This window comes from Streptomyces sp. NPDC091287 (genome assembly GCF_044768525.1).
Taxonomy (GTDB): Bacteria; Actinomycetota; Actinomycetes; order Streptomycetales; family Streptomycetaceae; genus Streptomyces.
The window spans coordinates 276,864-292,528 of sequence record NZ_JBIVUV010000007.1 but is presented as its reverse complement, the minus strand read 5'-3'; the positions used below and the strand labels follow the sequence as shown (position 1 = coordinate 292,528).

General features: G+C 70.5%; 12 protein-coding genes and 1 pseudogene. 11 read left to right on the top strand and 2 right to left on the bottom strand.

What is annotated here, in order from left to right:
- Positions 1 to 447 precede the first annotated feature (447 nt).
- From ACIQRW_RS14410 to ACIQRW_RS14380, 7 genes and pseudogenes are all read left to right on the top strand, one after another.
- Positions 448 to 1,530: an ABC transporter substrate-binding protein gene (locus ACIQRW_RS14410; RefSeq protein ID WP_403759100.1), complete on the top strand. Its 1,083-nt coding sequence runs from the start codon at positions 448 to 450 to the stop codon at positions 1,528 to 1,530.
- A gap of 120 nt (positions 1,531 to 1,650) precedes the next feature.
- Positions 1,651 to 3,270, top strand: a complete 1,620-nt coding sequence (locus ACIQRW_RS14405) for a sugar ABC transporter ATP-binding protein (RefSeq protein ID WP_403759097.1) — start codon at positions 1,651 to 1,653, stop codon at positions 3,268 to 3,270.
- Positions 3,267 to 4,244, top strand: coding sequence for an ABC transporter permease (locus ACIQRW_RS14400; RefSeq protein ID WP_403759094.1), 978 nt, complete (start codon positions 3,267 to 3,269; stop codon positions 4,242 to 4,244). The genes ACIQRW_RS14405 and ACIQRW_RS14400 overlap by 4 nt, the downstream gene beginning before the upstream one ends.
- A complete protein-coding gene (locus tag ACIQRW_RS14395) occupies positions 4,241 to 5,290 on the top strand; it encodes an ABC transporter permease (protein ID WP_403759091.1) in 1,050 nt (349 codons plus the stop codon). The genes ACIQRW_RS14400 and ACIQRW_RS14395 overlap by 4 nt, the downstream gene beginning before the upstream one ends.
- Positions 5,291 to 5,334: 44 nt before the next feature.
- Positions 5,335 to 6,366, top strand: a complete 1,032-nt coding sequence (locus ACIQRW_RS14390) for a LacI family DNA-binding transcriptional regulator (protein ID WP_403759089.1) — start codon at positions 5,335 to 5,337, stop codon at positions 6,364 to 6,366.
- 98 nt (positions 6,367 to 6,464) lie between these two features.
- Complete coding sequence (locus ACIQRW_RS14385; RefSeq protein WP_403759086.1) at positions 6,465 to 7,532, top strand: aldose epimerase family protein; 1,068 nt, start codon at positions 6,465 to 6,467, stop codon at positions 7,530 to 7,532.
- A 136-nt stretch (positions 7,533 to 7,668) separates the two neighbouring features.
- Positions 7,669 to 8,292 (top strand): annotated as a pseudogene (locus ACIQRW_RS14380) (GTP-binding protein); the annotation flags it as partial.
- A gap of 193 nt (positions 8,293 to 8,485) precedes the next feature.
- On the opposite strand, the gene ACIQRW_RS14375 reads toward ACIQRW_RS14380, so the two are convergent.
- Entirely contained in the window at positions 8,486 to 11,515 is a 3,030-nt protein-coding gene (locus ACIQRW_RS14375) for a carbohydrate binding domain-containing protein (protein ID WP_403759083.1), read from the bottom strand.
- A 199-nt stretch (positions 11,516 to 11,714) separates the two neighbouring features.
- Here ACIQRW_RS14375 and ACIQRW_RS14370 point away from each other — a divergent pair, with 199 nt between their 5' ends.
- Both ACIQRW_RS14370 and ACIQRW_RS14365 read left to right on the top strand, forming a co-directional pair.
- On the top strand, positions 11,715 to 12,131 hold the full coding sequence (locus ACIQRW_RS14370; RefSeq protein WP_403759079.1) for an acyl-CoA thioesterase: 417 nt from the start codon (positions 11,715 to 11,717) through the stop codon (positions 12,129 to 12,131).
- A gap of 130 nt (positions 12,132 to 12,261) precedes the next feature.
- On the top strand, positions 12,262 to 12,567 hold the full coding sequence (locus ACIQRW_RS14365) for a hypothetical protein (protein ID WP_403759076.1): 306 nt from the start codon (positions 12,262 to 12,264) through the stop codon (positions 12,565 to 12,567).
- Between the two features lie 208 nt (positions 12,568 to 12,775).
- Here the strand turns inward: ACIQRW_RS14365 and ACIQRW_RS14360 are convergent, their stop codons facing one another.
- Positions 12,776 to 13,516, bottom strand: coding sequence for an SDR family NAD(P)-dependent oxidoreductase (locus tag ACIQRW_RS14360; protein ID WP_403759073.1), 741 nt, complete (start codon positions 13,514 to 13,516; stop codon positions 12,776 to 12,778).
- Positions 13,517 to 13,716: 200 nt separating this feature from the next.
- Here ACIQRW_RS14360 and ACIQRW_RS14355 point away from each other — a divergent pair, with 200 nt between their 5' ends.
- Positions 13,717 to 14,958, top strand: a complete 1,242-nt coding sequence (locus ACIQRW_RS14355) for a DUF1254 domain-containing protein (RefSeq protein ID WP_403759070.1) — start codon at positions 13,717 to 13,719, stop codon at positions 14,956 to 14,958.
- Positions 14,951 to 15,634 (top strand): GAP family protein, encoded by a 684-nt coding sequence (locus ACIQRW_RS14350; RefSeq protein ID WP_403759068.1) that lies wholly within the window; start codon positions 14,951 to 14,953, stop codon positions 15,632 to 15,634. Before ACIQRW_RS14355 ends, ACIQRW_RS14350 begins: the two co-directional genes overlap by 8 nt.
- Positions 15,635 to 15,665 lie beyond the last annotated feature (31 nt).

Genomic DNA, 15,665 nt, shown 5'->3' with positions numbered 1-15,665 from the left:
ACGGACCGGGGCGCGGGGCAGCGGCGGCCGGGCGCACGCCGAAGGCCGCCGTCGCGCGGCGGGGCGGTTGGACGGCAACCGTTCTTGCAACGTTGAAAATCGAGCGTCCGGCGGTATGACAGCACGGCGTCGGGCGAGTGTCCAGGTCTCGCGCAGAGCCTTTGCCGACGGGTGGGCTGTGAGCCGGGGGCGGGCTCCGGCAGAGCGCCGACACATTTTGAGAACGCATCGACAACGCTCTTGCCGCCCGTGCCGCACCGCATATATAACGTTGTAAACCGAGCCGCCGACAGGCCGCGCAGGCTCTCACGACCACTGTTTCCGCAGGACGGAGCAGGGGTGTGAGGAATGCGGCGGCAGCGGCCGCAGAGCAGCCGATGCCTCGTCCCGCATGCCCGACCGCACGCCGATCAGCGTGCCGTCAACCCGCCAAGGAGCGTTCCGCGCATGATGATCCAGCGTCGATCCCGTACCCTCGCCGTGGCCTGCGTCCTCGCCGCCACCACGCTGGCCGCCGCCGGCTGCGCCAAGTCGGAGACCTCCAGCAACGCGGGCGGCGACAGCAGTCAGGGAGCGCAGGAGGCCAAGACCCCCGATTCCACCTCTGGTTCGGGCTGCAAGCTGACCACCTACGGCGCGCCGAAACTGGACCTCAAGGACGCCGTGGTCGGCTTCTCCCAGTCGGAGAAGGAGGCCAACCCCTTCCGGATCGCCGAGACCCAGTCCATCAAGGACGAGGCGAAGAAGATCGGCGTCAAGAAGCTGCTCACCACCAACGCCCAGTCCCAGCTGTCCAAGCAGATCAGCGACATCCAGGACATGCTGTCCCAGGGCGCCCAGTTCCTCATCGTCGCCCCGCTCAACTCCGACGGTCTGGAACCCGCGTTGAAGGCCGCGGCCGCCAAGAAGGTCCCCGTCCTCACCATCGACCGCAAGGTCAACTCCACCGCCTGCAAGGACTACGTGGCCTTCCTCGGCTCCGACTTCGTCGAGCAGGGCAAGCGCGCCGCCGACGCGATGATCAAGGTCACCGGCGGCAAGGGCAAGGTCGCCATCCTGCTCGGCGCGTCCGGCAACAACGTCACCACCGACCGCACCAAGGGCTTCGTCGACCAGGTGAAGGCCGAGGCCCCCGGCCTGGAGATCGTCGCCCAGCAGACCGGCGAGTTCGCCCGCGACAAGGGCCAGCAGGTCATGGAGCAGCTCATCCAGTCCAAGCCCGACATCACCGCCGTCTACGCCGAGAACGACGAGATGGGCCTCGGAGCCGTCACCGCGCTGAAGGCCGCCGGCAAGAAGCCCGGCAAGGACGTCAAGATCGTCTCCGTCGACGGCACCCGCAACGCCGTCCAGGCCCTCGTCAACGGCGAGTACAACGCCGTCATCGAGTCCAACCCGCGCTTCGGCCCGCTCGCCTTCGCCACCGCGCAGAAGTTCTACGCCGGTGAGGAGATCCCCGAGAACGTGATCATCACCGACCGCGAGTACGACGAGGCCAACGCCAAGGAATCGCTCGGCGGAGCGTACTGACCCCGTCGGACGGCCGTCGGCCGCCGCGACGCCCGGCACCCCTGGGGGGTGTCTTGCCGATCAGGGCCCGGGCGCCCGGCGGCCCGGTCTCATTCCCGTAACACCGGAAGGCCAGGATTCATGGCACCAACCCCAGCGACACCCCAGCACCCGGAGCCCCCCGGGGCCGGTGCCGCCGCCGTGGCGGACCCCGTCCTCGAAGCCCGCTCGGTGAGCAAGCGGTTCCCGGGCGTCGTCGCCCTGGACGACGTCTCCTTCGCCCTGCGCGCGGGCGAGGTCCACGCGCTCGTCGGCGAGAACGGGGCCGGCAAGTCCACCCTCATCAAGGTGCTCACCGGCGTCTACCGGAGCGACGAGGGCGAGGTGCGCGTCAGCGGCGAACCGGTCCGCTTCGCCCGCCCGTTCGAGGCGCAGCAGGCCGGGATCTCCACCATCTACCAGGAGGTGAACCTCGTCCCGCTGATGAGCGTGGCGCGCAACATCTTCCTGGGCCGGGAGCCGAAGAACCGCCTCGGGCTCATCGACTTCGCCCGGATGAACCGTGAGACCACCGAACTCCTCGACGGCTTCGGCGTCCGCGTCGACCCCAAGCGGCCCCTGCACACGCTCGGCATCGGAACCCAGCAGATGGTCGCGCTCGCCCGCGCCGTCTCCGTACGGGCCCAGGTCGTCATCATGGACGAACCCACCTCGTCGCTGGAGCCCCGCGAGGTCGAGACCCTCTTCCGGGTCATCGAGAACCTGCGCGGCCAGGGCATCGCCGTCCTCTACGTCAGCCACCGCATGGACGAGCTCTACCGCATCTGCGACCGGGTCACCGTCCTGCGCGACGGCCGCCACATCCACACCGGCGAACTGGCCCCGCTGGAACGCATGCAGCTGGTGTCGATGATGCTCGGCCGCGACATGGCCGAGGTCCGGCGCGACGGCCTCACCGGCTTCGCCGCCGAAGGACACGACGCGGCCCGCACCCCCGTCCTCACCGCCAAGGGCCTCGACCGCCGCCACCAACTGCACGACATATCCGTGGAGTTGTACGCCGGTGAGGTGCTGGGACTCGGCGGACTGCTGGGCTCCGGGCGCAGCGAGACCGCGAAGGCGCTGACCGGTGCGCTGCCCCTGGACGGCGGGGAGATCACCGTCGACGGCAAGCGCCTCGGCCGCCCCACCCCGGCCGCGGCCATCCGCGCGGGCATCAGCATGCTCCCCGAGGACCGCAAGGCCGAGGGCATCGTCCCCGGCCTCTCCGTCCGCGAGAACATCGTGCTCGCCGCCATGCCCCGGCTCTCCAGGGGCGGCATCGTCTCCCGCGCCAGACAGGACCGCGTCGTCGACATCTTCATGAAACGGCTGCGGATCAAGGCCTCCAGCCCCGAGCAGAAGGTCGGCGAACTCTCCGGCGGCAACCAGCAGAAGGTGCTGCTCGCCCGCTGGCTCTGCCTGGAGCCCAAAGTGCTGCTGCTCGACGAGCCCACCCGGGGCATCGACGTCGGCGCCAAGGCCGAGGTGCAGTCCCTCATCGACGAACTCGCCCGCGAGGGACTCGCCGTACTGCTGATCTCCTCCGACATCGAGGAGCTGATCGAGGGCGCCGACCGCATCGTCGTCCTGCGCGGCGGCGCGGTCGCCGGTGAACTCGCCGGCGACGAGGTGGACGAGAGCCGCCTGCTCGCAGTGCTCGCCGACCACACGCCCGATTCCGGCGGGAAGGCCCCGGCCGCCCAGGAGGACCCCCGATGACCACCCAGGCCACCCTGCCACGCCCCGCCGCGAAGCCACTGGCCCGGCTGCGCGACCCCGCCTGGTACCAGGAGTACGGGGTGTACGCGGCCGTCGCCGTCGTGCTGCTGTTCAACGCACTGTTCACCGAGCACTTCATGACGGCCGACAACCTGCGCACCCAGCTCGTCCAGGTCGCGCCCATCGTGATCGTCGCCCTCGGTATGGCCCTGGTCATCGGGACCGAGGGCATCGACCTCTCCGTCGGCTCCACCATGGCGCTCGCCGCCGCCCTGCTGCCGCTCTACCTCGGCTACGGGCTGGTCCCCGCGCTGCTGATCGCGCTGCTCGCCGGAGCGGTCGTCGGCGCGGTCAACGGGACGCTCGTCTCGCTCGTGGGGCTGCAACCCATCGTGGCGACCCTCGCCCTGTTCGTCGGCGGCCGGGGGCTCGCCCTCGTGATGGCGGACGGCCAGCTCAAGCAGATCGTCAACCCCGACATCCTCGCGCTGGGCACCGGCTCCTTCCTCGGCATCCCGACGGTCGTCCTCATCGCGGGCGTCCTCGCGCTCGCCGTCGCCTTCCTGGTGCAGCGCACCACCTTCGGCCGCCAGATCGTCGCCATCGGCGGCAACCGCTCGGCCGCGGCGCTCTCCGGACTGCCCGTCAAGCGCGTCCTGATCGGCGTCTACATCCTGTGCGGGGTGACGGCCGCCCTCGCCGGCATCCTCGCCACCGCCCGGCTCACCGCCAGCGACCCGTCCTCGCTCGGCACCCTCATGGAGCTGTCCGCCATCACGGCGGTCGTCGTCGGCGGCACCCCGCTGAACGGCGGCTCCATCCGGGTGCTCGGCACCGTCGCGGGCGCCCTGCTGATGCAGCTGCTGCGCGCGACCCTCGTCAAGCACGACCTGCCCGACTCCACCGCACAGATCGCCCAGGCGGCCATCATCATCGCCGCCGTCTACGTCGCCCGGGAGCGTAGGTCCCGATGAACAACACCCCACCGGCCACCGTGCCCGCGGCCGAGGCCCCGGCGCCGCTCAAGAGCGCCCCCTCGCGCCCCGAACCCCGCCCCGGACGCTCCACCGGCTCCCGGATCGGCGAACTCGTCCAGCGCCAGGGCGTCCTCGCGGTCCTGCTGACCGTGATCCTCATCGCCTCGTTCGTCTACCCGACGTTCGCGAGCCTCGACAACGCCCGGGGCGTCACCGTCCAGGCCTCGTTCCTCGCGATCGTCGCGCTCGGCATGACCCTGGTCATCATCACCGGCGGAATCGACCTCTCCGTCGGCTCCGTCTTCGCCCTCGGTGGCGTGCTGGCCGCCTGGGCCTCGCAATGGGGCTTCTTCGCCGCCCTCCTCGTACCCCTGGTGGTCTGCGGCGCGATCGGGCTGCTCAACGGGCTGCTCATCGCCCGCGCGAACATGGCCCCCTTCATCGTCACGCTCGCCACCCTCCTCGCGGCGCGCGGCATGCTGCTCGCCTTCACCGACGAGGGCGCCACCACCTACCTGGTGCCCAAGGACTCCGCCTTCGCCGAGCTCGGCCAGGGCAGCGTCTGGGGCTTTGGATACCCGATCCTGATCGCCCTGGCTCTCTTCGGGGCGGGCGGACTCCTGCTCCAACGGACCTCGTTCGGACAGACCCTGTTCGCCGTCGGCGGCAGCAGCGACGCGGCCACCCTCATGGGCCTGCCCGTCGCCCGGACGAAGATCCTCGTCTACACCCTCAGCGGACTGCTCGCCGGACTCGCCGGAGCGCTCAACGCCGCCCGCCTCTCCTCCGGCGTCACCATCGTCGGCGTCGGCATGGAACTCGACGCGATCTCCGCCGTCGTCATCGGCGGCACCCTCCTCATCGGCGGCGCGGGATCCATCAGCGGCACCCTCTGGGGCGTCCTGCTCCTCGCCGTGATCCAGAACCTCATCAACCAGATCGGCTCGCTCAACTCCTCGTACCAGTCGGTGGTCAGCGGCGGCTTCCTTATCGTTGTCGTGGTGGCGCAGCGTTACCTCGCGCGCAGCCGGAGAACCACCTGAACCGTACGGATCGGGCCGAGTCGAACCAAGCAACAAGGAGTGCCGTGGGCGTCAGCCTCAAGGACGTAGCTCAACGGGCGGGCGTGTCCATCAAGACCGTGTCGAACGTGGTCAACAACTACCAGCACGTCACCCCGAAGATGCGGGCCAAGGTCCAGCAGGCGATCGACGAGCTCGGCTACCGGCCGAACCTCACCGCCCGCCACCTCCGCAAGGGCCGCACCGGCATCATCGCCCTCGCCGTCCCCGAATTCGGCAACCCGTACTTCGCGGAGCTGGCCGGCGAGGTCGTCGACGCGGCGGCCCGGCACGACTACACCGTCCTGGTCGACCACACGGCGGGCCTGCGGGAGAAGGAGCTGCTGGTCTGCCAGGGGTTCCGCTCCCACGTCATCGACGGCCTCATCCTCAGCCCCATCCACCTGGAGACCGAGGACCTGATGGCCCGCACCGAGACCGCGCCGCTGGTGCTGCTCGGCGAGCGCGAGTACGAGGCCCCCTACGACCACATCGCCATCGACAACGTGGCCGCCGCCCGCGAGGCCGTCGCCCACCTCGTCGCCCTCGGCCACCACCGGATCGCCTTCCTCGGCTCCCGCACCGGCCAGGAACGCCAGCCCGCCCACCTCCGGCTGCGCGGCTGGCGCGAGGAACTGGCCGCCTCCGGCATCGAACCCGACGAGTCCCTGGTCGTCGTCACCGACGGTTACGGGCGCGAGGACGGCGCGGCGGCGATGGCCTCCCTCCTCGACCGGGGCCAGCGGCCCGACGCCGTGTTCGCGTACAACGACATGATCGCGACCGGTGCCATGCGCACCATCACCGAGCGCGGCCTCGCCATCCCGGACGACATCGCCGTCGTCGGCTTCGACGACATCGAGGAGAGCAGGTACGGGGCCACCACCCTCACCACCATCGCGCCCGACAAGGCGGCCATCGCCCGGCTCGCCGTCGACAGCCTCGTCGAACGCCTCGCGGGCACCCCCGTCGCCGAACCCCGGCGGCCCCGCCCCGGCTACCGGCTCGTCGTCCGTGAATCCACCACGCCCCGCGAGGCTCCCGGGCCTCCCCGCTAGCGGCCCTTCGGGACTGTCGTCAACTGCCACCCGACAGGCGGAAGTTGACGACACACCTCAGCGGGGTCACCTTCCGCGCTTCCCCCAAGGAACTCCTCATGCCCACCGTGCACCGCAAACCGTTCGGCCGCGCCCACGGGCAGAGCGAGATCGACCTCTGGACCCTCGACTCCGGAACCGGCGTCCGGGCCGAGATCCTCACCTACGGCGGTGTCCTGCACAGCCTCACCGTGCCGGACACCGCGGGCAGCCCCGGCCCGGTCGTCCGCTCGCTGCCCGCGCTCGACGACTACACCGACAAGAACCCGTACTTCGGGGCCGTCGTCGGCCGGTACGCCAACCGCATCGCCCACGGCCGCTTCACCCTCGACGGGACCACGCACCACATCCCCGCCAACGACCGGGGCCACGCCCTGCACGGGGGCCCCGACGGCTTCCACACCAAGGTCTGGGAGGCCACCGGGGACCGTACCGACACCACCGCCGTCCTCCGGCTCACCCTGCACAGCCCCCACGGCGACATGGGCTTCCCCGGAGCGCTCGACGTCACCGCCACCTACACCCTGGACACCACCGGGACCCTCGCCGTCGACTACCGGGCCGTCACCGACCGGCCCACCGTCGTCAACCTCACCAACCACTCCTACCTCAACCTCGGCGACGACGACATCCTCGGCCACACCCTCCAGGTCGACGCCGACGCCTATCTCCCCATCGACCCCGGCTCCATCCCCGAAGGCCCGCCCGCCCCGGTGGCCGGCACCCCCTTCGACCTCACCGCCCCGCAGCGGCTGGGCGAACAACTCGCCCTGCCGCACCCCCAACTCGCCCTGGCCGGCGGCTTCGACCACTGCTGGGCCCTGCGCCCCGCCGCCCCCGGGACCCTGCGCCGGGCCGCCCGCCTCACCGCCCCCGGCGACCGGCGCACCCTGGAGCTCTGGACCACCGAACCCGGCCTCCAGGTCTACACCGCCAACCAGCTCGACGGCGCGTTCACCGACGGCACCGGCCGCCGCCACCTCCGCCACGGATCGCTCTGCCTGGAGACCCAGCACCTGCCGGACTCGCCCAACCGCCCCGGCCACCCCACCACCGTGCTGCGCCCCGGTGAGACCCTGCGCAGCCGCACCGAGTGGCGCTTCCCGCACCTGCGGCGCCGCGGATAACCGGTTGCGGCCCCCGGCGGCCCCCTGATCTACTCCGGCAGCCCGCCGGTACGACGACCCAGGAGCCCTGACATGCGCCGAGCTTTCGTGTCCCTCCCGACAGAAACTGACCTTTCTCTCAAGGACATGAAGCTCCGTGCACACGTTGAACCTGGGAATTCTGGCGCATGTCGACGCCGGTAAGACAAGCCTGACCGAGCGGCTCCTCCACACCGCCGGAATCATCGACACCATCGGCAGCGTCGACGACGGCAGCACACAGACCGACTCCCTCGCCCTGGAGCGCCGACGCGGCATCACCATCAAGTCCGCCGTCGTCTCCTTCACCCTCGGCGCCACCACGGTCAACCTGATCGACACCCCCGGCCACCCGGACTTCATCGCCGAGGTGGAGCGGGTCCTCGGCGTGCTCGACGGAGCCGTCCTGGTGGTGTCCTCGGTGGAGGGCGTCCAGGCGCAGACCCGCGTCCTGCTCCGCACGCTGCGCCGACTGCGCATCCCGACCCTGCTGTTCGTCAACAAGACCGACCGGCCCGGCGCACGGTACGGCTCGCTGCTGGCGAGCATGACCGAACGGCTCTGCCCGGACATCGTCGCGATGGGCTCCGCCCGGGGGCTCGGCACCCGGTCCGCGACGAGCATCCCCTTCACCGGGGCCGATCCCGGCTTCACCGGTGCGCTCACGGACCTGCTCACCCGGCACGACGACGAACTGCTGAGCGCGTACGTCGACGACCCGGCTGGCTTCACCCACGCCCGGGCCCGCGTCCATGAACTCCAGCGGCTGCTTCCGGGGGCGACCCGGGGCGAGGGCGTGCTGGAGTCCTCCTTCGCCGGCCACCGCCCGGTGACCGGCCCGGCCCCGGACCGCCCGCGCACCGACCACGACCCGCTGCACCGCGAGGAGTACCTGCTCCGCACGGTGCGGCGGGTCGCCGGCCGCACCCCTCCCGCTACTTGAGGTACGGGCCCGCCGCGCCGATCTTCCCCGGCGCGGCGTTCTTCCCGCCGAGGTCCAGGACGTACACGCGCAGGTTGCCCTTCCCGGGGGCCGGGACCGCGAGGGTGCCTCCGGTGACGACCTTCGTGTCACCCGTGACGGCGTCCTTGTACGTGCCGTTGGGAATGCCGGTGTACGTGGCGCTCCCGGAGACCGTCACCAGGGCGAAGCTGTCGGTGCCGCTCGCCGCGTCGGTGTAGCGCCGCTTGTACGCCATGGATCCGCTGATTCCCTCCGTGGAGTACTGGCCCATCTGGAGTGCGGGCACCGCCCGCCGGATCTCGTTGAGCCGCTGGAGATGCCGTGCCAGCGGTGCGGCCAGCGCGTCCGCGACCTTCCCGGTGGCCGACGAGACCTTGCCGAAGTCCGAGGCCGTCACCTCACCGGCCAGGTGGTCCCCGAAGTAGGCGCGCCCGGTCGTCGCCAGGGGGCACGTCGGCCCGCAGTCGATCTTCTTCCCCTTCTGGAACTCGATCTCGGAGCCGTAGTAGAGCGTCGGGATGCCCCGGAAGGTCCACATCAGCGACATGTTCTCGGCCCAGGCGTCCGTGCCGCCGGCGTACCGCTCGCTGCTCTTGTTGGGCCCGTAGTCGTGGCTGTCGACGTAGACGACGTTGTACGTGGCGTCGTTGGTCGCGTCGTCGGAGTCCTTGCCGTTGTGGTAGGCGTTGTTCGCGTCCCCGAAGTTCATGTGCATCCGCATGTCGATGATGTTCATCCCGGAGGACCGGCTGCGGTCGGGGGTGTGGTAGGCGTTGCCCTTGAGGAAGGCGTTGTCGGAGACGGGCTGCGCCGCAGTGCCCTGCTGCTGCTCGTAGTCGTACATCTCCAGGGCGGCCTTCTCGTCGTCCGCGCTGTACTCCTTGCGCTCCTTCCAGGTGAAGAACTGCGCCGAGTGGTTGACCGAACCTCGGTTCCACTTGTCGTTGACGAAGGCGGCGACCTCACCGAAGACGAAGAAGTTCTTCGCCGCCTCGGCCCCGAACTGCCCGGTGACGCGCTCCTGGATGGCGGGCAGGAAGCGGCGGTTCCAGGTGGTGCGGGGGATATGCACCGCCGTGTCGAGCCGGAAGCCGTCGACGCCCATGTCGATGTACTTGTTGTACGCGCCGATCAGATAGTTCTGGACCTGGGCGTTCTCGGTGTTGAAGTCGGCGAGGTCGTCGTGCAGCCAGCAGGAGCGGGAGTCCTCGCCCTCCCAGTTGCCGATCCAGCAGTTGTGGTAAAGGGCTTTCGGGAACATGCCCGAAGTGGGGCTCGGCCACTGGCAGTTGTAGATCCGGTAGCCCTCCGGCGAGGTGTGTCCGGTGGGGGTGCCCCAGTTGAGGCAGGTGTTGCCGGACGGTTCGGCCGTGGACCACAGATCGCCGTTGTAGTACGACTTCCCCGACTTGGGCTCGACGGTGAGGCCGTCGTACGTGAAGGCGTCGTCCTTCTCGTCGTAGTACCAGCTCCACTGGGCGTCGCGCACCCCGTAGGCCTTCGGGGTGAACAGCCCCTTGGCGCCCCAGCGCGAGGAGTGGTTGTGGACCACGTCCTGGTAGATCTTCATGCCCTTGGCGTGCGCCGCGTTGATGAGGTCCTGGTACGAGGCCCCGGCGGACTCCAGCCTCGGGTCTACCTTGTAGAAGTCGTAGCCGTGGTAGCCGTGGTAGTCGTAGTCCGAGCGGTTGAGCACGACCGGGGTGATCCAGATCGCGGAGAAGCCGAGCCCCTTGACGTAGTCGAGCTTCTGCACCAGCCCCTTGAAGTCGCCCCGGAACATGGGGTCGTCGTTGGCGGCGTTGCCGGACTTCACGTGCTGGCTGCCGCCCCGGTTGTTCATGCTGTCGCCGTCGTTGAAGCGGGCGGTGAGCACGAAGTAGATCGGGTCCTTGCGGGGATCAGTGCCCAGCGGTGTGCCCGCCGGCGGTGCGGTTGGCCTGTCGCCGGTGGTGGCGGAGGCGGGGGCGGATTCCGCCGAGACGTTCCCGGCGGCGTCGACGGCCCGGACGCCGTAGCGGTAGACGGTCCTCGCCTCAAGACCGGTGTCGGAGAACACGGTCGAGGTGGGGTCGGTGACCACCGTGCCCTTCGTGCCACCGGTCCGGACGACCTGATACTTCGTCACTCCCCGGTCGTCCGTGGCGGGTTCCCAGGTGACCACGACCGCGACCCCGTCGGCGGCGGCCCTCACCGCCGTGGGCGCGGTGGGCGCCTCGGTGTCCGGTTCCTCGGCGGCGCACGGGTCCTTCGCCGCGGCGGTCACCTTGCGGTCCTTCACCGTGGTGAGCCCGGTCGCCAGGGTGTAGTCGTTGCCGTTGTTGTTGTCCCAGACCCCGTTGCCGTTGTTGAACGTCGCCTGGAGGCCGGTGGCGCTGCCCAGGTCCACCGTGCGCTTCACCCAGCCGGTGCAGGCGGCTTCCATGCCGATGCCGGGTACGGTCGTCCAGGCTCCGCCGTGCGGTCGGTAGTGAAGATTGACGGTGGGCCAGCCGACGGTCGAGGTCGCGTAGTAGACCGACGCCGAGTTCGGCCCCTCGGGCTCCTCCGGCTCCTCGGGGCCCGTGTCCGCGCACGGGTCGCTGTGCGCCACGACCCCGCCCTGGACGGTGATGTTCCCGGTGCCCAGGTCGTAGTTCTTGCCCGCGTTGTTGTCCCAGGTGCCCGAGCCGTCGGTGAAGGTCGCCTTCAGTCCGCCCGCGCCCCCGAGGGGGACCGTCAGCTTGACCCAGTCGGTGCAGGCGGCCTCCATCCGGGTGCCGGGCGCGGCGGTCCAGGAACCGCCGTCGGTGGAGTAATGCAGGTAGTACGCCGACCAGTTCCGGGTCTTCGTGGAGTAGAAGACGGTCGCCGTGGTCGCTGCGGAGGCCGAGGCCGCGACGGGTGCGGTGGCCGGGTCGGGAACGGCTTGTGGCGTGGCGGTGAGGAGTCCCAGCAGCCCGGCTGCCGCCACGGCCGCCGCGAGCGGGCGCCGCGGCAACCGGCGAGGGGTGCGTCTCATGCGTGTCTCCAGGGGGAGGGGGAGAACCCTGACGCGCCTCGGGGTTCGGCGGGTGAACGCGACCCGACGGCAAGTTCCGCCGGAATCTTGCTGCAATTCCTTGCGGGGTGGAAGTTACCGGTGCATGACAGGTGCGTAAAGGGATCCGACAGCACCGTCTCACCGGAATGGAAGGGTTGGTGCAGGCGTTCGCACGGTCATGACCTTCTCCGTTGATGTGACCGTGCGCGGCTATGAGCTCGACACCCAGGGCCACATGAACCAGGCCGTCTACCTCCAGTACGCGGAGCACGCCCGCTGGGAGCTGCTTCGGGCCGCCGGGCTGCCCCAGGAGAAGCTGCTGGCCGACGGGGTCGGCCCGGTGCAGCTGGAAGTGACGGTCAAGTACCGCCGGGAGCTGCGCGGCGGCGAGCGCGTACGGGTCACCTGTCGGTTCGACTACGGCACGGGCAAGACGTTCACGATGGAGCAGCACATCATCAAGGAGGACGGCACGGTGGCCGCCGAGATCACCGGAGTGGCCGGCGTTCTCGATCTGACCGAACGCCGGCTCGTCCCGGACCCGCAGGGCCGTCTCGCCGCCCTGGCCGGCAACCCCGATCTGCTGACCGGCTGACCGGCGGGGGGCGGCCCGCTCCGGAGCCGGCCCCCGTGGGAGGCCGGGCGTTCGTTCAGGCCGTGCGGGGCGCCCGTACGGTCGGCCGGGGCCCGTGTGAGCACTTCCGCACCGTGCGCGGAGGCGGAGTGTGTTCGCCCAGCCCGGCGGGCGGGTGGCGCGTGAACCCGGCGGTGAGGACCGGATCGCCCTACGGCCCACCACCGGAATCCTCGCCCTCACCGCGTGCGCGGGCCTGGCGCTGATCGCGTACGCCATCGGATCGGACCCCGCCCCCGCCCTGCTGGCCGGACTGCTTCTCCTGGGGGCGGCGTACGGGGGGCTCCAGCCGGCCCCACGCGTGCGCGGTCCGGTGCAGCCGGTCCCACGCTCGCGCGGTCGCCTGCCCGTAGAGGTGGGTGCCGGTGCCCTTACGGCCTGCTCGATCCCCGGGTGACGGGGTCGCCGAAAACGAACTCGCCACCGTGCTGGGGCGGCCGGCCGGGCATTGCTGCGCTGGCCCGTCGGCCGCCCCCCGGCACTCGGCCGGACGCGGTCGCCGGGGACAAGGCGTACGCGTCCCGCGGTGACCACGCCCACCTGTGTAAACGCGGTACCAAGTCGGTTGTCCCGGAGCAGCGGGACCAGGCTGCGGCCGCGTGTGCTCACATCCCGCCGGCGATCCTCATCACCGTGCCGGTGGCGTAGGAGGCGTCGTCCGACAGCAGCCAGGCGACCGCTCCGGCGATTTCCTCGGGCTGGCCGGCGCGGCCCATGGGGACGAGTGCCGCGATCTTGGCGGGGCGCTGCGGGTCGGCGTGGAAGTCGGTCCAGATCGTGCCGGGGGCGACGCAGTTGACCCGGATGCCGTCGGCCGCGACTTCCTTGGACAACCCGACCGTCATGGCGTCCACGGCGGCCTTCGCCGCCGCGTAGTGGACGTAGGTACCGGGGCTGCCGAGAGTCGCGGCGGCGGAGGAGATGTTCACGATCGCCCCGCCCGCTGTCATGTCGCCGATGGCCCGGCGGGCGCACAGCAGGTAGCCCAGGATGTTGACCTCCAGGGCCTGCCGCATCCCTTCCGGGTCCGCGCCGGCCAGTGGTCCGACCGGCCCGCTCACCCCGGCGTTGTTCACCAGCCCGGTGACCGATCCCAGGTGCGCGACGGCGGTGTTGAACAGCCGGTCAACGTCTGCCGCGTCGGCGGTGTCGACCGCGACCGTGACGGCTGCCCGGCCCAGCGCGCGTACCCCTTCGGCCACGCCCTCGGCCGCCTCGGTGTCCGATCGGTAGCCGATGGCGATGTCGTGTCCCTCGGTCGCCAGCCGCAGGCAGATCGCCGCGCCGATGCCCCGGCTGCCGCCGGTGACCACCGTCACCCGCTGCCGCTCTCCCCGTTCCGCCATGTCCGGCCCTCCGAGCATAAGGATGATAGATGATCGATCAAATGGTCACTCTACTCAGACAGCCCGATCCGTGCCCGGATTGGGCCGCTCGCTGTACGGCGGCCTGGATGGACGGGGGTGACGTCGACCCGTCCTGTACTCGGTCGGCGGCGGGCGCCCAGCGCCTCCCAGCGAGCGAAGGCCTGGAGAATTACCGGACGATGTACCCGCAGGCCATCGACGCCGACGACCCGCGCAACGTCGGAGGATTCGGCCTCTTCCGCCACTACTCGGAACCGTTCACCCCGGCCAACACCGATATCGTCACACCGAACAACGACACCCCGTACTCCTGGGCGTGGCTGGACCTGCGTACTGAACCGTGGGTGGTTTCCGTCCCCGCGGTGGACCGCTATTACGTCCTGCCCTTCCACGACCTCGATACGTCGTATGTCGGCTACGTCGGCGCCCGCACCACGGGCCAGGGGCCCGGTGCATACCTGATCGTGGGCCCCGGCTGGCAGGGCACACCCCCTGACGGCCTCGGGGGCGTCCTGCGCGCGGACACCTTCCTGGTGGGCTGCCTGGGCCGCACCTACCTCGCCGGACCCGACGACGTGACCGCCCTCCGCGCCATCCAGCAGCAGTACACCCTGCGCCCCCTCTCCGCCTACCTCGACCAGAAGGCGCCCGAGCAGGCCGAGGAGCCTGTCCGGCCGATCTGGCGCGAGGAGGACCTGGGGAACGTCGAGTTCTTCACCCTCCTGGACTTCCTGCTGCAATTCTTCCCCGTGCTTCAGCAGGACGCGGACCTGCGCACCCGTCTCGCGACCCTCGGGGTCAGCGGGGACGGCGAATTCGAACCGGCAACCCTGGCTCCGGAGGTGAAGCGGGCGATGGAGCAGGGCATCGCTGACGCGCGGGCCCGGCTGGCGGAGGCGGAGAAGAACACGGCCGACTCCACGCACTGGTTCGGCACCCGCGCGGAGCACGGCGAGGACTATCTGACTCGTGCGGTCGGTGTGGACAAGGGCCTGTACCGCCTGCCGGCCGCCGAAGCCTGGTACGCGGGATGGGTGCAGGACGACCGGGGCAACCGGCCTCCGGACGCCTCGACGCGCAACTACACGGTCCGCTTCGCCCCCGGTGCGCTCCCTCCGGCCCGCTTCTTCTGGTCGGCGACCATGTACCGCCTCCCCGAGCGCCTGCTCGTCGCCAACCCGATCGACCGGTACTCGATCGGCGACCGCACGCCGGGCATCGTGTACGACGAGGACGGCGGCCTGACCCTCCACGTGCGGAAGGACGCACCGGCGGACCCGAAGCAGGCGGCGAACTGGCTGCCCGCACCCGAAGGTCCCTTCACGATCGCCATCCGCGTCTACGGCGCGGACCCGTCGGTCCTGGACGGCACCTGGTCGATGCCGACACTCTCCGTCGCCGACGGTGCCGGTCATGGGTGACGCGATCGGCCAGATGCTCACCTCGGCCGTCGGTATCGCCATCAGCCCGCTCCCGCTCATCGCGGTGATCCTGATGCTGGCGACGCCGGCGGGGCGCAAGAACGGGATCGCCTTCACGGCAGGCTGGATCGTCTCGCTCGCCGTGCTGGTCACGGTGGTGGTTCTCGCAGGCTCGGGAGCCGGTGCGGCTCAGGGATCCGGTGACTCGCCCGCACCGTGGACGCTGTGGCTGAAGCTCGCGCTGGGCGTGCTGTTCCTGCTGTTGGGCGCCAAGCAGTGGGCTTCCCGGCCCAGGGAGGGGCATGAGGCGCAGCCGCCCGGCTGGATGAAGGCCATCGATCGCTTCACCCCCGTCAAGGCCGCAGGTCTGGCCGCCGCGCTCGCGGTGGCCAACCCCAAGAACCTCGTCCTCGCGGTGGGCGGCGCCGTCTCGATCGCTTCCAGCACCACGGACTCGGGGGGCAAGACCCTGGCGGCCGTGCTCATGGTCGTCATCGCTTCCCTCTGCGCGTTGCTTCCGCTGGCCGTCTACCTCTTCGGCGGTTCCAGATCCGCGACAGTGCTGGGCAGCTGGAAGCAGTGGATGGCCGCCCACAACGCAGCGATCATGACCGTGGTCCTGGTGCTCCTGGGCTCCAAGTACGTCGGCGACGCGATCTCAGGCCTCGCCCCCTGACCGGCTCATGGCCGGTGCAGGTGATGTCCAG